This is a genomic window from Chryseobacterium indologenes, assembly GCF_001295265.1.
Taxonomy (GTDB): domain Bacteria; phylum Bacteroidota; class Bacteroidia; order Flavobacteriales; family Weeksellaceae; genus Chryseobacterium; species Chryseobacterium indologenes_A.
Genome location: NZ_LJOD01000001.1, coordinates 683,634 through 701,032 on the forward strand (window position 1 = coordinate 683,634; position 17,399 = coordinate 701,032).

Consider the following 17,399-nt stretch of genomic DNA (forward strand, 5'->3'; position numbering starts at 1 on the left):
AAACATCCTAAATTAGCACAAAAAATCCGATAACCTATGAAACTTCTGCTAACAGTTGCTTTTTCACTGATCTATACCCTTTTCAATTCCCAGCATATCTATTCCAAAGCATATGGAAATCAAAAGAATCCTGCCGTTATTTTCATTCATGGCGGACCAAGTGGAAATGCTACCCTATTTGAGGGAACAACGGCACAGCGGCTTGCTGACAGAGGATTTTACGTAATTGTTTATGACAGACGCGGAGAAGGACGCTCTAAAGACAGCACTGCAATGATGACGTTCAACGAAAGCTTTAATGACCTGAACCAGATCTACCAGACCTATCATCTCAAAAAAGCTTCAATTCTGGCTCACAGCTTCGGAGGAATCATCGGAACATTGTTTACCAGGCAGTATCCTGAAAAAGTTAGTGCTTTAGTTCTTGCCGGTGCGTTATTTACGCAGCAGGAAACGTACGATCATATTTTAAAACAAGGAAAAGAAACGTTTAAGGACAATCCATCACAACTAAAAAAAATTGCAGAAATTGAGAGTCTGAGTAAAAATTCTGCAGATTACCGGAAAAGATGCTACGAACTGGCCAGCGAAATGCACTTTTTTACCATGCCCTCTCCTACCGCAGAAAGCCGGAATCTCAGGAAAACCTACGAAGACAGTGAGTTTTATGCTGCTAATTTCAGAAATCCGGAATCTCCGATAAAGTTTTACAAAAATGAACCGTTGAACAACCTGGATAATACCTCAGCTTTACACGCAATCAAAAAAGGAGGAATCCCAATTTATGCTGTTTATGGTAAAAATGACGGAATTTTCTCAGAAAAACAGCTTAATGATATAAAAAACATTGCAGGAAGAAATCATTTTAACCTCATAACCAATTGCTCTCACTACTTATTTGCAGACCAGCAGAATGAATTTCTGAAGTTGATGAGCCAATATTTAAAATAAAGTGTAGCTTTGTAATATGCCGGCAGCCAGAATTCATATGAAGACCTATAAAGCATTCCTGATCATGCTTATTCTGGCGTTTTCATTATCTCCGTGTTCTGTAAAACGGGATGTACTCAGTATTTTTGATATTCAGTACATCAGTGGCTTAAACAAAATAAAAATGACCTCCGGATCAGTATTTTCCTGTGACGGAGCTACTGAAAATCCAACGTCAAAATCCTCTGTTTCTAAATCCGACCGTAAACAGCAGAGCGGAGAGCCATCCCATCCATCAAGCAAACGATTATTCTTTATTAATGACCGTTCCAGCTCATATTCAGGAAGGGTTTCTGGAAACAGTCCTCCCAAATATATTTTATTTAAAAGATTGAAATTACATCTGGGTTAGATCATTTCCGAACCTATTTTTAATATTAATCTTTCAACACATAAAATATAATGAAATATACAGCAGACAGCCGTTCTTACGATCCGGCAGGTCTTTACACGTTGTCCCTCCGCCTTGTGATTGGATGGACTTACTTCTCGGCATTTTGGAGAAGACTTGTCCTTGAGAATAAATTAATTCCCGATGAAAACGGATATATTGGTGAAAAATTCAATCATTTCCTTCCCAATGCTTTAGGTATTAAACCTCTTATAGAATATCTGGTGACCCATCCGGATGCTTTGCAGAGGTCAATGATGATCTTTACCATCGTGGAAGCCATTGTAGGATTGTTGATTATTCTGGGATTTTTTACGAGACTGATGAGCTTCGGAATTTTCAGCCTGGCACTGGGAATCCTGCTCGGCTCCGGCTGGATCGGGACTACCTGCCTTGATGAATGGCAGATTGGCGTTTTAGGAATTGCAGGCGGATTTATCCTCTTTCTTTCCGGAAGCAGCACTTATTCACTGGATTATTACTTCATGAAGAAAAATAAAGCGTTTACCCATAAAAAATGGTTCCTATGGCTGGGCTCAGGCAGTCTTCCGCTATCCAAACCTAAAACATTTGTATTGGCAGGTTCTGCACTTATCTTTGGACTAACGTTATATACCAACCAATATTTCCACGGGGGAGTCTGGGGGAAGCTTCATAATAAATCGGTAAAGCCTAAGGTGGAGATTTCCAATGTATCTTTCAATCATCAGCATATTCAATTTGAAATATACAGAACGGAAGGAGCTGATGTCTACGGATCTTTCCTGATTGGGATTCAGCTGACGGATAAAGATGGAAAAATTTTAAAAGAACTGAATCAGGCTGATCTTTCAGAGTTTCCGAAAGAAAAAATCAAAAATCATTATGTGGCTAAGGTTAAACCGGGCAAACACAGCCTGATTATTCCTCTCGGCGCAAAAGCAGATCTGCTGATTACGATTGACGACCTGAAAAAAGAAGAAATCCATAGGATAAAACTGATAGACATCAGCGGAACGGAATGGACATTGGAAATTCAATGACGTAAACAATAAAACCTCCGGAGCTACCGGAGGTTTTATATGTAATTATAATTAGTGCATCGCTTCACTCAGGTCTATTTTCTCTTTGCTTTTCCTTTCTTTAATGAAAAGAATAAACGGAATACAAACCAGGAATATCACTCCCAGATAGAGGAAAACATCCATATAAGAAAGCACGGTTGCCTGCTTCGTCACGGAAAGATCCATCATTTTATAAGCGGCATTCATTGCGGCATCAGGTGTCATTCCCTTTGCAATAAAATTGGCCTTTAATGCGGCCAGCCTTTGCTGAACATCAAAACTATTCCCATCCAGATGGGAGATCAGATTATTCCTGTATTTCTGGCCTGCATTGGCAATGAAAGTGGTAATGGCTGCAATCCCGAAAGATCCTCCCAGCTGTCTCATCATTCCCGTAAAAGCGGCTCCCTGGCCAATCTCCTGACCTTTCAGTGTACTCAGTGACAATGAAGTGATCGGGATAAATAAAAGCCCTAAACCTGCTCCCCTTACAATAAGCATCCAGAAGAATGCATCCTTGCTGGTATCCGGTGTCAGGATTTTATATCCCCAGAAACTGTAAATAAAGAAAATAAACAGTCCCAGCGATACCAGAATCTGTTGTTTAGCTCCCTTGGTCAGAAGCCGTCCGATGATCGGCATCATGAAAGCAGTAGTCAGTGCGGCCGGAATCATCAGTGCACCCGACTGAAGGGCTGTCCATCCCAAAATACTCTGGGTATACAGCGGAACAATAAAGGTAGATCCATATAATCCGAACCCTAAAACAAATGACATCACCGTACCGATTCTCAGGTTTCCGTTTTTCAGTACCCTGAGCTCCACGATCGGATATTTGAAGGTAAGTTCCCGCCATAGGAAAAGGATGAATCCTAAAACAGCAGCTATCGTAAAGGCTACAATCATTCCGCTTTCAAACCAGTCTTCTTCATGTCCCCTTTCCAGAATAAACTGTAATGAACCTACTGTTACGGCTAATAAAGCGATACCAATCCAGTCCACATCTGAAACTTTACGTTTTTCTGCATATTTCGGACTTCTTACGAACTGGAGCGTCATTAGGGTTGCCGCAATCCCAATCGGAATATTGATGTAAAAAATATACGGCCAGCTATAGTTGTCTACGATATATCCGCCTAATGGCGGCCCTAAAGTCGGCCCGATAATCACTCCCAATCCGTAAATGGCCTGTGCCATACTTCTTTTTTCAATCGGATAAGACTCTGTAATAATTGTCTGTGAAGTTACCAGAAGGGCTCCACCGCCGATTCCCTGCATCAGTCTGAAAAATACAAGTTCCCATATATTGGTGGCATTTCCGCATAAAAACGAAAATACCGTAAATATAATGATGGAAGCTGCAAAGTAGTTTCTACGTCCGAACTGCTGCGAGAGCCAGCTCGTCATGGGTACGATAATTACATTCCCGATTGCATAAGCCGTAATTACCCAGCCTACTTCAGAAAGTGTGGCTCCAAGATTCCCCTTCATTTCATTCAATGCAACATTGACAATCGTGGAGTCCACAATTTCAAGCAAAGCACAGAGGATTGCTGTAATCGTGATGATTACTCTCCGTGCTCCATATTCTACTAATGATTCTTGCATACGTTTTTACAATGTAAAAAAGTCAATGGTGAACTTGCTGCGCAGTGAACGGTGAATTTTAATACAAACTGTTAAAAAAACACTATTGACAGCAGTCCCAATTGGCCTATTTACCATTTTAAGTATTATTTAAGCGAAACCTCTGCCTTTACATTCATTCCCGTTCTCAATCGTTTTGCAATGGATTTATCAAGATTCACAAAATCAATTTTTACAGGAAGACGCTGAACTACTTTAACAAAGTTACCACTTGCATTGTCCGGAGGAAGAATAGAGAACGTAGCTCCTGTTGCAGGAGAGAATGAGCTTACCACACCTTCAAATTCTTTATCAGGGAAAGCATCAATTTCAATTTTCACCTTTTGTCCTTCTACCATTTTGTCAACCTGGGTTTCTTTGAAATTGGCAACTACCCATTTCTGGTCATTTTTAACCAAAGCAAAAAGCTGGGCTCCTGCCTGAAGGTACTGCCCTGCCTGGGTAGGAACTTTCCCCACATATCCGTCTTCCGGAGCCAGGATTACAGTGTATGATAAATTAAGTCTGGCATTTTCCACATCTACTTCTCTTTGCTTTGCCACAGAACTTGCCACACTGATCTGCTGTGAACTTGCAGCTGTCTGGGAAGAAGCAATCGTTGTCTGCTGAGCGATCTGATTTCTCTGATCTACCAGAACCTGAAGCTGTTTATCTGCTGATTGTTTTGCTGCTAAAGCCTGCTCGTACTGCTGCTCTGTGATGGAATGATCTTTCACCAGGTTGGCATATCTTTTTAAGTCCTGTGATGTTTTCCAAACATTTACTTTCGCCGCTTCAATCTGCGCGTTTGCTGTTGCTACGGCTGCCTGTGAACTGTTGATGTTTTTCGAGGTAGCAGTAGTTGTTGCTTCCGCATTGGAGATATTGCTTTTTGCCGTTGATAAAGCCGCCTGAGCCTGTTCCAAAGACATTTTCTGATCCCTGTTATCAAGAATAACCAGAGTATCTCCTTTTTTTACGAACTGATTGTCTTTTACCTTTACCTCAGCAACATATCCTGAAATTTTAGAAATTACCGGGGCCATATTGGAAGAGATCTGAGCATCATCCGTTTCTTCATGGTACTGCCCGTAAGTATAAGCTCTGTAACCATAGATCCCCCCACCGATTACTACAGCTGCTAAAATGATAGGAAAGACTAAACTTTTTTTCTTTTTAGGTTCAGCTGCCTGTGTATTATTATTTTCCATTTTGGTTTCGATCTGATTATTTAATTGTTAAAGTTCCTGTTGTCTGTAATAATTTTCTGTAAGCCAGGGCAGCATCTGCCTTAGCATTGATTACGCCTACGTTTGCGGCAATCTGGGCGGCATCAGCATCCAGAAGTTCCGTCATGGTCGCAAGACCGTTATCATATTTATTCCTTGTAATTCTGTAATTTTCATTAGCCTGCTCAGCAGATTTTTCAAAAACGGAGATCCTCTTTTTAGAATAATCGGTGTTCTGATATTCTCTGTTAACGTCAAGCTTAATGTTGTCATTCAGTAATTCATCAGTGGCTGCCAATTGCATTTCTCTTGCTTTTGACTGTTTCAGGGATGAATTTTCTTTCCATAGATTGGATAAATTGTAGGAAATCCCGATTCCTACATTCAGTGCATTATACACTGTAAGAAATTTAGGAATATCAGCTGCCACATACCCTCCTGTGAAAGCTATTGAAGGAAGATTCTCGGCTTTCGCTGCTTTTGTTCCCAATTCTGCTGCTTTTCTCTGCTGTGCCAGAGCCTGAAGATCCTTACGGTTTTCTCTTGCTTCATTTATATAGAAACTCACAGGTTTTACATCATTTCCTTCTTCTATATAGTTCTGGTCCACTTCAATTTCTGTGGTTTCAGGAAGTCCTAATAACAGGTCCATATTGATATTGGCAATATTGTAGTTGTTTTTGGCTTCCAACAGCTGAAGTTCAATATTGGAGGTTTGCAGGTTCGCCTTCAGGCGGTCATTTCTTGCTATGATCCCGTTATTTTCCATCTTCAGGAAGGTCTCATCTCTTTTTTGGGAAGCTGTAAGGTTTTCCTCTAAAACTTTAATAGACTGATTGGCTTTAAACAGATTGTTATAGGCCTGAGCAACATTGTAAGCAATAGCAGTCTTATCATTCTCTGTGCTTAATTTCGAGGCTTCCACCAGATATTTTGCAGACTGAATGCCGTATTTAATTCTTCCTCCGCTGTAGATCGGAACACTCAGATTAGCCGATGCATAAGCAACCTGATGCACCTCCGGGCCTCCGGCACCTCCTGAACCTGTTGAAATCTTCAGGTCAACCGTTGGTTTGGTAGGAAGATACATATAGCTTCCCGAAACTTTCAGTTCAGGAAGCTGCCTGTTTTTTGCTTCCAAAAGATCTGCTGTAGCTTCTTCAATTTTAGCGGCATCAATCTTTAAGCTCTTGCTGTTCTGGATTCCCAGCTGTACGGCTTCATCAAGACTGAGATGTTTCTTCTCCTGAGCATGAATGGCTGTAATTCCCATTAACAGGGAGAGTGCCATAACCGAGTTATTTATTCTCTTCATAACCTAAAAGGTCTTTTAGTAAATATTTTATATGTTTATTAAGTTCTGTGTAGTACTTTTCGTCAAAAACCTCGTCTTCTTCTGTATCGTTCAGGAATTCCTTATACATTTCTTTGGCATTGGATGCATAAAACAAAGTTCCGCTTATGGTGGAATGAAGCAGATAAATAGGAGGCTTCTTGGTGAAAATCCCCTTTTTTAAACCACTTTCAAGCACCTGAGAATACATGGATAGAAATCCCATTTTTGTCTGTTTCAGAAATTCGATGATCTGTGGATTTTTGGTATGAAGCTGCTCCCGCTGCATAATCCTGTAAAAACATTTGTGATGTCTTACCCTTCCGGAAAACTGGTCTACAATTCTTTCAATTTTCTGCCATTCATCAATATCTGTTCTTTCCAAAAGGTCTTTTGAGAAGAACTGCCCTTCATTCATTCTGTATTCAACAAGTTTTTCGTATAATTTTTCTTTTGATCCGAAATAGTAAGAGATCATGGAGATGTTTACATTAGCTGCCTTTGAGATTTCCCTGGTTGAGGTTCCGTCGAAACCCTTTTCAGCAAAGAGTTTTTCAGCAGCAAATAATATATTTTCTTCTTTTGAAATCATATCACTTCCATTTTTTCAAGGCGCAAATGTACGCAAGATTTTTACAAAATCAAACGATTGATTGATTTTTTAATATAGATTTAATTTATATTTACAAAAAACTAAAACGTATGGGCCTATTTGATTTCCTTTTTAAGAGGAAGAAAAAAAAACAGACCAATGAAGTGACTTTAAAAAATGACTTTCCTGAGGAAGTGGCAGCTGTATTACCAGAGGAAACAACAGCCGGTCTTGCTGAAGATATCAATGTTGTATCAGAAGAAACAGCTCCCTCATCCAATGAAGACGGAAACCGCTTTGATCTTGAAATGACTGAAGCTTTCAAGAGGTATCATTCTGATCCGGGTATTGAAATCAATATCCAAATTGAAGATGGCAAAGGCGGGACTCTTCCTCCTTATCAGGCTTATGGGGATCTATTCGGGGAATGGATGGGCATTCAGTCAAAATGGGACCGTATATCATTATTCTATCGTTTCTGGGATCAATCCCAATTTGAAAAACTTGAACAATGGCAAGTCGTTGAGCGATTCGTAAAAGACCGTTATCCTAAGAAAGCACTCTCCTATTTTGAGGAAAATATGTCTGATAAAAGGCACTTTACCAAGGAAGAACTGGTTTCGCTTTCAAAACTTCACCGGGTATTGCTGGATAATCCCACAGCAAAGGAATATATTGAAACAGCCTATCAGAGCCACCCTGAAGATCCGGCTGTGAAAGTAGAATATGCAACTGTGCTCCACATCATAGGAAATCATTCTGAAAAAGAACTTTCCCATCAGTTATTTCATGATGTACTGGACAAAAAAATACAGCAAAATGATACGGAATCTGTTTTCGATTGTTTCAGGTTCTCTAAAGGCTATACTGATTCTTCTATTTTCGCCATGCTGTATCTGATGAATACCGAGGCTGATAATGATGCCTGGGACTATGTTGCGGAAGAATATTATTATTGTCCTGTTTTCAGATATGAACATGCCGTGCAGCTATCACAAACTGAAAACCCTTTGAGAGCCCTCGCAAAACTTACTTCCTTAAGCCAGGAATTTCCATGGTTCAGAATTGCTTTAGAAAGTACTATAGGCAACATAAAATCTATGCGGAAACAGCTTAATAACCCGGATTTTATGGAAAAGGAACTTCAGGAATTTCAGAATTCACTAAAAAATTTATAACATCTTTGGGAATCTGCTATAACTATCTAGTCAGGATTTAATTAAATAATCAAAAAAGTATTACATTTATCTGCATAAAAATTTTGAATCATGAAAAAAACAATTTCCATTCTTGCGATCAGTTTATTCTCTTTGGGCTATGCTCAGGAAAAGCCTAAAGAAGGAGGCTGCTGTGCAGGAAAAGACAAAAAAGAATGTTCCGTAAAAGATAAAAAAGCTTGTTCGGATGCTCATCATAAAGGTTGTGATGCAAAAATGAAAACAGCAGAGAACGCTTCAAAAGAAAAAGATAAAAAGGCTGTAAAAGAAAAAAAGACGGCTTAAATAAAAAACAAAACTCCGGAAAATCTCCGGAGTTTTGTTTTATGTACTTTTATGAATGTATCTCGACAGTTTTATTCCAAGGTCTGTCCAGACAATCTTAGGATTTCCGTTTCTGGTAAGATGAAGGTCCGCAGTATTGATTTCCTCCAGAATGCTTTCTATATTGGCTCCACTGATGAATTTTGAAAATCCGGCCCAATTAAATCCATCTGCATTGATCTTCTTATACACCAGACTTTCCGACTGATAGTTCTGAAGTAGGGCCAGTCTGAAAATCTCAGAGCAATAGTTTAAAAAGTTTTTTTGTTTTTCTCTGTTCCAACCGGCAATTTCTCTTGCCCAGAAAATGATACTCTTAAGAAACTGCGGTTTCTTTTTCACCATAAATGCATCACGCACCCATTGTACAAAAAGTTTTTCAAATTCATCTGATTTGCTTCCGGAATTCATAAGCTTTACAGCATCATTAAGATTTCCCTGGGCTTCATGAACAATTTCCCTTACTTTTTCGTCGGTCAGTGAAAAGTTCTTTTTAAGGAAATTTCCGAGATCTTCATCATCAATCCTCGGAATTTCTACTACCTGGGTCCTTGAAAGAATAGTAGGAAGAATATCGTTAGTGCTTTCTGCTGTAAGAAGGATAATGGTTTTTTCCGGAGGTTCTTCCAGAAATTTTAAAAACTTATTGGAAGCTGCAATGTTCATTTTATCTGCCCTCCACACGATCAGGATTTTGGTTCCTCCTTCAAAACTCTTTAAGGCAAATTTTTGGTTCTGATCATCTATTTCGTCTGCAGAAATAAAAAGCTGCTTGTTTTCAGATTCCAGGAAAGCTGTCCAGTCATCATAACTGGAATAAGGAGAAGCCATGATCATTTCCCTGAATTCTTCAAATTTATTTTTACTCAAAGAATTTTTGTTATCCGTAAAAACCGGAAAGCTGAAGTGCAGATCGAGGTGATTTAAATGCTCCACTTTTGAGGCAGCATGCTCATTTTCTCGGCTTAAGATCTCTTTAGCATAAGCCAGAACCATAGGAAATGTTCCATATCCTTCTTTTCCTACAAAAAGCTGGGCATGGCTCACTCTGTTTTCGGCAATGCTTTCTTTAAGAAGCTGTTTCAGGTTCTGTTGTCCGGCAATGTTCTCCCAATTCATGTTCCAAAGATAAAAAATCTGAAGGAGAATATGGAATTAAAATGTGAATGGTGAATTTTGTCACTTAGTAAAAATCTACGCTGAAACTGATAGACTATTTACCATTCCCATTCAATTATTCAATATTCATCAACTTTCCGGCTTCCCGGATGCCCTTAACAAACTTTAACCACTTATAATTTTTACAATTCATTAATATTTAAGATATTTGCGCATTGTTTTAAAAATAAAGAATGAAAAAAATCTTTGTAGTATCATTCATATCAGCTGGATACTTCCTGAATGCACAGAGCATAAGCAATTCTCCTTATGCCACTTACGGGATCGGAGATGTAAAATATGATAATACGATTGAAACTGCCTCTATGGGTGGTATATCTACTGCTTATATCAGTGATTTCACAAGCAGTTTCAACTTTGCAAACCCTGCAAACAACTCTAATTTCGAGCTTACAAGCATCAGACTGGAAGCAACCAACGAAAACAATTACTTCAAAACCAACTATAACGATACGAAGTCTACCAAACATTCTACGTATCTTTCTAATATTGCACTGGCCTTCCCTTTATCTTCAAAGGTAAAAATGGGACTTTCCTATCAGCCATACAGTTCCAAGAGTTATGATATTCTAAATACCCAGACCTTAGAGGACGGAACAGTATATGGAAACCGTTTTAAAGGAAGCGGAACATTAAATACGGCTCAGGCAGCGGTATCCTACAAAATCAACCAGCAATTTGCCGTAGGTTTAAGAGCGAATCTTTATTTTGGAAATCTTTACGACCTTAATGAATTTACATCATCCAAAGCTGATCTGATTAACGGTTACGAAACTAAAAACAGTATCAAAAACTTCAACTTTACCTTAGGGGGAAGCTACCAGAGCCTGAATACCCGTACCGATAAGAAGTTCACCATTGGAGCAACGGCTACTTTCGGGAATACCCGTAACACCACTACTGATTACACCAACAGTACTTACCGTTATACTGATTTAGCCCAGACAACCAAAGATAATGTAAGCATCATTGAAGAGAAAAACACCAGTTCTAAAAACATTCTTCCATTACAGGCTTCTATCGGGGTAGGTTATGGAAGTGAAAACCATTGGTTCTTCTCCGGTCAGCTTGATTATAAAAAAGGAGAAGATATTTCTTATTTCGGAAAAACATTTAATTTCCAGGATACCTACAGGATTTCTGCCGGAGGATGGTATCTTCCTAACTATAATAACTTCAGAAACTATTTCTCCAGAGTGATCTACCGATATGGAGCGTTCTATGAAAGAGGTAATCTGAAATTAGACGGTACCAGCATTAATAAATTCGGGATTTCCGGAGGAGTTGTACTTCCGTTCAAAACAAGCAGTATTACAAGAATGAGTGGTCTTGAGCTGGGTGTTGAAGTGGGTAAAAGAGGAACTCTTAAGAATAACCTGATTAACCAGAATTATATCAATCTGAGAGTCGGCTTCAATTTTGCTGATAAATGGTTCAGAAAGAATCTGTACAACTAAAATGAATTTTTCATACAAAATATCATATAAAAATATAGCATGCCTTTTTAGTTGTGCTATATTTTTTATATTGACTTCCTGTGAAGAAGATCTTACAAAGATTAACGGAAAAGACAGCAAAAACTTCCCTTCACAGATTATCAAAAAGGCTAATATCATACAACGGGACTCTGGTTTTATTGTATTAAAGGCTAAAGCACCGATTATCGAAAAATACGAGCTCATAGACAGTCCGTATACCGTAGCAAGAAAAGGGATCGATATAGAATTTTTTGATAAGAAAAAACCTAAAATTCCGGGAAAAATCACAGCAAAATTTGCCCGCATTTTTGAATATAAAAAGTTCTATGAAGCAAAAGGTGATGTAAAAATCACCACCAATGAAGGACAGAAATTTGCCATGCAGAGTATTTTCTGGGACCAGAAAAAAAACAGAATCTATACTAAAGATACCGTATACGTAACAATGGAAGACGGCTCTACACTGGTAGGAGCCAATGGAATGACTGCCAAAGATGATTTTTCTGAATACACATTCTACAACAATTCAGGAAATTTCAGTTCCAAAAGGTTAGCTACTGATAAAAAAATGCCACAGTGATGAAGGTACAGGCTATCGGGTTAATGTCCGGGACCAGTCTGGACGGTCTGGATATCTGTTTTGCTTCTTTTGAAAAGAAAAATGGCAGCTGGGCTTTCCGTATCCTGAATACTGAAACAATTCCCTACCCTTCAGAATGGGAAGAAAAGCTCAGAAATTCTGTTCATTTATCTTCTGAAAATCTTCTTGAACTTCATTCAGAGTACGGCTTTTATACCGGCAGACTGGTTAAAGGATTCATCGAAAGAAACCGCCTTGACAATATCAGCCTGATTGCTTCACATGGTCACACCGTTTTTCACCAGCCTCAAAAGAAGTTTACCCTTCAGATCGGTGATGGAAGAGCCATTAGGATAGAAACGGGGCTTCCTGTTATTTATGATTTCAGGAGTCAGGATGTACTCATGGAAGGAAATGGTGCCCCTTTAGTTCCTATAGGGGATCATCTGCTGTTTTCAGAATATGGTGCCTGCCTTAATTTAGGGGGATTTTCAAATATCTCTATGCAGAAAAACGGAAGAAGGATTGCGTTTGATATTGCACCTGTTAACATCGTTTTAAACCGGCTGGCGCAGAAGTCAGGCAAAAGTTTTGACGAAAACGGAGATCTTGCAAGACAAGGCACTATTGATCCTGAAATTCTAAATAAGCTTAATTCTCTCGATTTTTATCACCTGCCCTATCCGAAGTCTTTAGGTATTGAATGGTGCATTCAAAATATTTTCCCCCTGCTGGAAAATACAGAAACAATGGATGCCATCTCTACTTTTACCGAACATGCAGCCCAACAAATTGCCGTAGTCCTCAATGAAAATGCGATAACAAATATTCTCGTTACCGGAGGAGGCGCTTACAATACGTTTTTAATTGAAAAAATAAAGTCAAAAACAAAATCTGAGATTATCATCCCTGAAAAGGAAATCATCGAATACAAAGAGGCCCTGATCTTTGCCTTCATGGGTGTTTTAAGGATGAATAATGAGATCAATATTCTTTCTTCCGCTACCGGAAGTACTGCTGACCACTGTTCCGGGATAATCGTTTAAAATATTAGTCTGAAATCTGATCCAAACTACGGAAGCTAAAAAAACTCAGCATTCAGGCCCTCATCACACTAAAAAATTACAGAATAAAAGTAGACTTACTGAATAACGAAACGATAACCATGTTTAAATTATTCAATATAAAACTGCATAAAAAAACCTTCATTAGTGAAGGTTTTTAGTTTTTTATTTATAAGCTTCAATCTTATCGGTCAGGGTATTGATAAAATTCTGAAGCGGCTTTTCTACCATCATTTTAATAAAAGGATTGAATTTCCCTTCAAAAAGCATCTGAACTTCAGTCTGGTTTTCGTTAACAGGATTCAGAGTTGCTGTCAAAGAAAAGTCTAAGCTTGAGCTTGCCGACTTCAGCACTGCTTTCTGGTCAGTAACTTCATCTATTTTCAAAGCTATTTCAGGCATTCCCTGAAGACCGAATTTAAATCCGTTGTCTCTTGTTTCAAACTTCTGAAGACCGTCCGGCATAAAATCTTTATAGTTCTCAGGTGTTTTTAGTAATTCTGATAACTCCTTTGATGATTTATTGACAATAATTTTTCGTCCTTCTAAATTCATTTTTTATTTTTGTATTTAAATTCTTAATTCTTACAAATGTATAAAGTTTTTGTGAACGAAAAAAAATTATTAGTGTCTAAGCATCCTGAGAATCTTGAAAAAGAGCTTAAGTATGAAAGTTTCACAACTTTAGAGATTGCACTGGATCTTCTGGAGAATACATCTGCGCAGGAACTTAATATATTCGGTGAGAATATAGAAGAGATCTGGAAAGAGTTTCAGGGACTTTTCAGAATTATAGAAGCCGCAGGTGGCCTTGTGAACAATCCGCAGGGAGATATTCTTTTCATCAAAAGATTAGGAAAATGGGATCTTCCGAAAGGTAAAATGGAAAAAGGGGAATCCCGTGAAGAGTCTGCGGTAAGGGAAATTGAAGAAGAAACCGGACTTAGAGACGTGGAACTGATCAGATTCATCAACACTACCTATCATATTTATATTGAAAGAAATGGCGAAAAAATCCTGAAATGCACTCATTGGTTTGAAATGTCTTTCAGTGGAGAAGATACATCAAAGCCTCAGATAGAAGAAGGAATTACAGAAGTGGCCTGGAAAAATACGTCACAGATTGAAAACGAGGTTTTTCCAAGCACTTTTAAAAATATTAAGCTGATCGTTAGAGAATTCTGGGATTCCCAACCTAAATAATTTGGAAAAAAAATTAAGCAGAAAGAAGAATGCTGTTAATCTGCCTTAAAATGACAAACTTTCTCATATCCCCTATCTTTCCTATTCTTACCAAACCGAACTGATATTAAATAAATTCTATAGATTTTTCCAGCGCAATGCCTCTGGACCCTTTTAACAGGATATTTTCAGAATGTATTTTGTGTTCTTTGAGGTATTCTATCAATTCAGCTGTATTCCCGAAAGATATTCCTGAAGGATTAATGGCTTTAAAGTTTTTTCCGACAGTAATAATTTCGTCGAATCCCAGGGTATGGGCCAGTTCAAGAATATTACGGTGTTCTTTTATACTTTCATCGCCCAGTTCAAGCATATCTCCTATAATGATAGTTTTACGACCTTCAAAAGAGATGAAGTTATTCAGAGAAGCGGTCATTGAGCTTGGATTGGCATTGTATGTATCCAGGACTAAAGTTCTTCCTTCTTTCTTTACAACCTGGGAACGCATATTTGTTGGTGTATAGCTTTCAACCGCATGCTTTATATTTTCGAAACTGATTCCGAAATACAGCCCGAGACTTGCAGCAGCGCAAAGATTGGTGAAATTATACTCCCCCGTAAGTTTTGACACTGCTTTCATGCCCTGATATCCTAATCCAACAAAATGTTCTTCTGAAATTAATTCAAACTGATATTCCGAGGTTATGCCTCCAAATGTTATTTTGTCCGGATAGCTCTCTGTTTTCTCTTTCTGAATAGGATCATTTTCATTAACAACAATAGTCTGGCCGTTGTTTTTCAGATAATCATAGAGTTCAGATTTTCCTTTTATGACTCCCTCAAATCCTCCGAATCCTTCTAAATGAGCTTTCCCGAAGTTGGTAATATACCCGAAATTGGGTTGCGAAATGGTACACAGAAGCTCTATTTCTTTCTGATGATTGGCTCCCATCTCAATCACAGCCATTTCATGTTCCGGTTTAACAGAGAGTATCGTAAGCGGAACTCCAATATGGTTATTCAGGTTTCCAAAGGTATACTGAACATTGAATTTTTCCGAAAGCACCGCATGAATGATCTCTTTGGTAGTTGTTTTTCCGTTGCTACCTGTAAGGCCTATAACAGGTATCTGAAGCTGGTTTCTGTGATGAATGGCCAGTTCCTGCAGAAATTCCAACGTAGATGGAACATAGAATATATTCCTGGATTTATTTTCAAATTCAGCCTGCTCAACAATCACTGCCAGCGCCCCGTCATCTATGGCTTTTTCTGCTAAGGTTGCTGCATTGAAATTTTCACCGGAGAAGGCAAAGAAAATATCGTTTTTTCCTATCTTTCTGCTGTCGATGGTCACTTTATCTGCCTGTAGCAGTAAAGGATAAAACTGTGCTGTATTCATAGTTCAAAAATAAAAAACCTTCCGAAAATCCGGAAGGTTTTTTGTAAGTATTTTTTGATAAATATTATCTTCTAGTTCTACCTTTATCGCTGGCTCTGGCATCCTGTGCAACACGGAATCCGATCCAACCAAAAGCTTTCCCCTGATTCTTATATCTTCTCTGCCCCGGATCTAACCAGTATGCAGTATCCATCCATGAACCTCCTTTTACTACTCTCACTTCATTAGAGATAGCAGAAGTTCTGTCTTTGGTATCTTTCTGCATTTTCACTTTTCCGTTAGCATCTACAACAAATCTTGTTTTAGGAGAGTTGTACATGTCAAATGAAGCTGCGGAGTCTGAAGCTCTGTAATATTCAAGAGAAGATTGTCTGTCACCATCTCTGAAGTTTCTGTAATCTGCGATAGTTTCTCTTTCAAACTGTCCAGGAAGTCCTCTGTATACAAGTCTTCCGTCAGCTAAAGTATCGTATTTGATTGTACCTTCTTCGATCATTTTGTAAGTTCCGTCACCGTTTCTTACGATCGCCTGAGGCATATTTCCTCTGTAGTAGTTGAAGTCGCTGAAGTCTTCGTCAATGATAGGTCTGTAAACGTCGGCAGTCCATTCAGAAACGTTTCCGTACATTCCGTAGATTCCTAAATCATTGGAAGGATATTGTCTAACATCTGAAGTTTGTGCAGATCCGTCATTTTTCCATCCCGGAAGACCAGAATAGTCACCTTTACCCATTTTGAAGTTTTCAAGGAACATTCCTCTGTCTCTTCCTTTGGATCCTCTTAATCTTTCAATTTGAGGTTTCTTTCCTGTGTATTGGTTGTATTCTCTGTTTTTAGCCATTCCCAATGCTGCGTATTCCCATTCAACTTCTGTAGGAAGTCTGAATTTCTGAACCATAGATGCATTAGGAGCTCTGTTGGCAGCAAGAAGTCTTTGGTTGGTAGTTTTCATACCACTTTTCTGCTGCATTCTTTTTTCGTTGATGTACCCTTGCATTTCAGGATCATTCGATTTGAATTTATCCATATTGAAAGCAGTTCCACCCTGGTTATTAGATTCGTTGATATACAAATCTTTTGCAATAATACCAGCCTGCATCAAAGCTTTTTCATTGGCTCTGTCTGAAAGCCATTCACAATATCTGTTTGCCTGAGTCCAGGAAACTCCTACTACCGGGTAGTAATCGAATTCCGGAGAACGCAGATAAGTTTCATTATAATCGTTTCTAGCTAATTTGTTGTCCCATAATAAGGTATCCGGCAGGGCACCGTTATAGATTTCCTTAAAGCTAGGATCGCTCGGCGGGAATACATACTTCAACCATGTAAGGTATTCGCGGTATTCATAGTTAGTAATCTCAGTTTCTCCGATAAAGAACGAACTTACCTGCATTCTGCGCGGTGTATTGTTCCAATCGTGCATAACATCATCTTTCACTAATCCCATTGTAAAAGTTCCACCTTCTACATATACCATTCCCGGCCAACCTTTCTGCTTTTGTTGCTTTCCTGCAAAAAACCAACCCTGTTTTTCGTTTGGTTTCCAACCTGTCTTGCTGACAAATTTTTTGGTGCCGCCTCCTTTGCTGGTTCCTGACCCGCCACAGCTGGTTAATGCAAGTGTAGAACTTAATGCTATTAATGAAAACAACTTTAGTTTTTTCATAGTCGATATAAATATTTTCAAAGTACAAAGAAAAAATAAATTATTCAATAAATCAAGTAAACATTTGATTTTTTTGAAAAACGTTAACAAATTAATTTTATTGTAT

17 protein-coding genes are annotated in these 17,399 nt (G+C 38.6%); 9 read left to right on the forward strand and 8 right to left on the reverse strand.

Translation table 11 applies throughout. The features are described from left to right. The first annotated feature begins 36 nt into the window (after positions 1–36). Genes AOB46_RS03015 through AOB46_RS03025 form a run of 3 tightly spaced genes read left to right on the forward strand, consistent with a single transcriptional unit; the run spans position 37 to position 2,403 of the window. Positions 37–951: an alpha/beta fold hydrolase gene (locus AOB46_RS03015; protein WP_062696550.1), complete on the forward strand. Its 915-nt coding sequence runs from the start codon at positions 37–39 to the stop codon at positions 949–951. Between the two features lie 37 nt (positions 952–988). Then, positions 989–1,342, forward strand: a complete 354-nt coding sequence (locus tag AOB46_RS03020; protein WP_131724309.1) for a hypothetical protein — start codon at positions 989–991, stop codon at positions 1,340–1,342. Between the two features lie 50 nt (positions 1,343–1,392). Further along, complete coding sequence (locus AOB46_RS03025; protein WP_062696552.1) at positions 1,393–2,403, forward strand: TQO small subunit DoxD; 1,011 nt, start codon at positions 1,393–1,395, stop codon at positions 2,401–2,403. Between the two features lie 51 nt (positions 2,404–2,454). On the opposite strand, the gene AOB46_RS03030 is transcribed toward AOB46_RS03025, so the two are convergent. From AOB46_RS03030 to AOB46_RS03045, 4 genes are all read right to left on the reverse strand, one after another. After that, positions 2,455–4,032 carry a DHA2 family efflux MFS transporter permease subunit gene (locus AOB46_RS03030; protein ID WP_062696553.1) on the reverse strand — a complete coding sequence of 526 codons (1,578 nt, stop codon included), beginning with the start codon at positions 4,030–4,032 and terminating at the stop codon, positions 2,455–2,457. A 125-nt stretch (positions 4,033–4,157) separates the two neighbouring features. Continuing rightward, the gene (locus AOB46_RS03035; RefSeq protein WP_062696554.1) at positions 4,158–5,261 is read right to left on the reverse strand and encodes an HlyD family secretion protein; all 1,104 of its coding nucleotides are present in this window, start codon (positions 5,259–5,261) and stop codon (positions 4,158–4,160) included. A gap of 16 nt (positions 5,262–5,277) precedes the next feature. Further along, positions 5,278–6,594 (reverse strand): TolC family protein, encoded by a 1,317-nt coding sequence (locus AOB46_RS03040; protein WP_062696555.1) that lies wholly within the window; start codon positions 6,592–6,594, stop codon positions 5,278–5,280. Continuing rightward, positions 6,578–7,204 (reverse strand): TetR/AcrR family transcriptional regulator, encoded by a 627-nt coding sequence (locus AOB46_RS03045; protein ID WP_062696556.1) that lies wholly within the window; start codon positions 7,202–7,204, stop codon positions 6,578–6,580. The genes AOB46_RS03040 and AOB46_RS03045 overlap by 17 nt, the downstream gene beginning before the upstream one ends. Before the next feature lie 110 nt (positions 7,205–7,314). Here AOB46_RS03045 and AOB46_RS03050 point away from each other — a divergent pair, with 110 nt between their 5' ends. Continuing rightward, on the forward strand, positions 7,315–8,382 hold the full coding sequence (locus AOB46_RS03050; RefSeq protein ID WP_062696557.1) for a hypothetical protein: 1,068 nt from the start codon (positions 7,315–7,317) through the stop codon (positions 8,380–8,382). Between the two features lie 90 nt (positions 8,383–8,472). Beyond that, complete coding sequence (locus tag AOB46_RS03055) at positions 8,473–8,706, forward strand: hypothetical protein (protein ID WP_062696558.1); 234 nt, start codon at positions 8,473–8,475, stop codon at positions 8,704–8,706. Between the two features lie 39 nt (positions 8,707–8,745). Here the strand turns inward: AOB46_RS03055 and AOB46_RS03060 are convergent, their stop codons facing one another. Then, on the reverse strand, positions 8,746–9,864 hold the full coding sequence (locus AOB46_RS03060; RefSeq protein WP_062696559.1) for an ATP-binding protein: 1,119 nt from the start codon (positions 9,862–9,864) through the stop codon (positions 8,746–8,748). Between the two features lie 233 nt (positions 9,865–10,097). Here AOB46_RS03060 and AOB46_RS03065 point away from each other — a divergent pair, with 233 nt between their 5' ends. Genes AOB46_RS03065 through AOB46_RS03075 form a run of 3 tightly spaced genes read left to right on the forward strand, consistent with a single transcriptional unit; the run spans position 10,098 to position 13,028 of the window. Then, complete coding sequence (locus AOB46_RS03065) at positions 10,098–11,381, forward strand: hypothetical protein (protein ID WP_062696560.1); 1,284 nt, start codon at positions 10,098–10,100, stop codon at positions 11,379–11,381. Position 11,382: 1 nt separating this feature from the next. After that, complete coding sequence (lptC, locus tag AOB46_RS03070) at positions 11,383–11,982, forward strand: LPS export ABC transporter periplasmic protein LptC (protein WP_062696561.1); 600 nt, start codon at positions 11,383–11,385, stop codon at positions 11,980–11,982. Continuing rightward, positions 11,982–13,028 (forward strand): anhydro-N-acetylmuramic acid kinase, encoded by a 1,047-nt coding sequence (locus AOB46_RS03075; RefSeq protein WP_062696562.1) that lies wholly within the window; start codon positions 11,982–11,984, stop codon positions 13,026–13,028. Before lptC ends, AOB46_RS03075 begins: the two co-directional genes overlap by 1 nt. A 183-nt stretch (positions 13,029–13,211) precedes the next feature. Here the strand turns inward: AOB46_RS03075 and AOB46_RS03080 are convergent, their stop codons facing one another. Continuing rightward, positions 13,212–13,601, reverse strand: coding sequence for a hypothetical protein (locus AOB46_RS03080; protein ID WP_062696563.1), 390 nt, complete (start codon positions 13,599–13,601; stop codon positions 13,212–13,214). A 36-nt stretch (positions 13,602–13,637) separates the two neighbouring features. Between AOB46_RS03080 and AOB46_RS03085 the strand changes: the two genes are divergently transcribed. Next, positions 13,638–14,249: an NUDIX hydrolase gene (locus AOB46_RS03085; protein WP_062696564.1), complete on the forward strand. Its 612-nt coding sequence runs from the start codon at positions 13,638–13,640 to the stop codon at positions 14,247–14,249. 106 nt (positions 14,250–14,355) lie between these two features. Here AOB46_RS03085 and AOB46_RS03090 read toward each other — a convergent pair whose 3' ends face one another. Continuing rightward, the gene (locus tag AOB46_RS03090) at positions 14,356–15,627 is read right to left on the reverse strand and encodes a UDP-N-acetylmuramoyl-tripeptide--D-alanyl-D-alanine ligase (RefSeq protein ID WP_062696565.1); all 1,272 of its coding nucleotides are present in this window, start codon (positions 15,625–15,627) and stop codon (positions 14,356–14,358) included. A 64-nt stretch (positions 15,628–15,691) separates the two neighbouring features. After that, the gene (gene gldJ, locus AOB46_RS03095; protein ID WP_062696566.1) at positions 15,692–17,293 is read right to left on the reverse strand and encodes a gliding motility lipoprotein GldJ; all 1,602 of its coding nucleotides are present in this window, start codon (positions 17,291–17,293) and stop codon (positions 15,692–15,694) included. Positions 17,294–17,399: the final 106 nt, after the last annotated feature.

Excerpts from the sequence above, each read along its gene's own strand:
- AOB46_RS03015 (WP_062696550.1), top strand. The coding sequence starts at position 37 with ATGAAACTTCTGCTAACAGTTGCTTTTTCACTGATCTATACCCTTTTC.
- AOB46_RS03020 (WP_131724309.1), top strand. The coding sequence starts at position 989 with ATGAAGACCTATAAAGCATTCCTGATCATGCTTATTCTGGCGTTTTCA.
- AOB46_RS03025 (WP_062696552.1), top strand. The coding sequence starts at position 1,393 with ATGAAATATACAGCAGACAGCCGTTCTTACGATCCGGCAGGTCTTTAC.
- AOB46_RS03030 (WP_062696553.1), bottom strand. The coding sequence starts at position 4,032 with ATGCAAGAATCATTAGTAGAATATGGAGCACGGAGAGTAATCATCACG.
- AOB46_RS03035 (WP_062696554.1), bottom strand. The coding sequence starts at position 5,261 with ATGGAAAATAATAATACACAGGCAGCTGAACCTAAAAAGAAAAAAAGT.
- AOB46_RS03040 (WP_062696555.1), bottom strand. The coding sequence starts at position 6,594 with ATGAAGAGAATAAATAACTCGGTTATGGCACTCTCCCTGTTAATGGGA.
- AOB46_RS03045 (WP_062696556.1), bottom strand. The coding sequence starts at position 7,204 with ATGATTTCAAAAGAAGAAAATATATTATTTGCTGCTGAAAAACTCTTT.
- AOB46_RS03050 (WP_062696557.1), top strand. The coding sequence starts at position 7,315 with ATGGGCCTATTTGATTTCCTTTTTAAGAGGAAGAAAAAAAAACAGACC.
- AOB46_RS03055 (WP_062696558.1), top strand. The coding sequence starts at position 8,473 with ATGAAAAAAACAATTTCCATTCTTGCGATCAGTTTATTCTCTTTGGGC.
- AOB46_RS03060 (WP_062696559.1), bottom strand. The coding sequence starts at position 9,864 with ATGAATTGGGAGAACATTGCCGGACAACAGAACCTGAAACAGCTTCTT.
- AOB46_RS03065 (WP_062696560.1), top strand. The coding sequence starts at position 10,098 with ATGAAAAAAATCTTTGTAGTATCATTCATATCAGCTGGATACTTCCTG.
- lptC (WP_062696561.1), top strand. The coding sequence starts at position 11,383 with ATGAATTTTTCATACAAAATATCATATAAAAATATAGCATGCCTTTTT.
- AOB46_RS03075 (WP_062696562.1), top strand. The coding sequence starts at position 11,982 with ATGAAGGTACAGGCTATCGGGTTAATGTCCGGGACCAGTCTGGACGGT.
- AOB46_RS03080 (WP_062696563.1), bottom strand. The coding sequence starts at position 13,601 with ATGAATTTAGAAGGACGAAAAATTATTGTCAATAAATCATCAAAGGAG.
- AOB46_RS03085 (WP_062696564.1), top strand. The coding sequence starts at position 13,638 with ATGTATAAAGTTTTTGTGAACGAAAAAAAATTATTAGTGTCTAAGCAT.
- AOB46_RS03090 (WP_062696565.1), bottom strand. The coding sequence starts at position 15,627 with ATGAATACAGCACAGTTTTATCCTTTACTGCTACAGGCAGATAAAGTG.
- gldJ (WP_062696566.1), bottom strand. The coding sequence starts at position 17,293 with ATGAAAAAACTAAAGTTGTTTTCATTAATAGCATTAAGTTCTACACTT.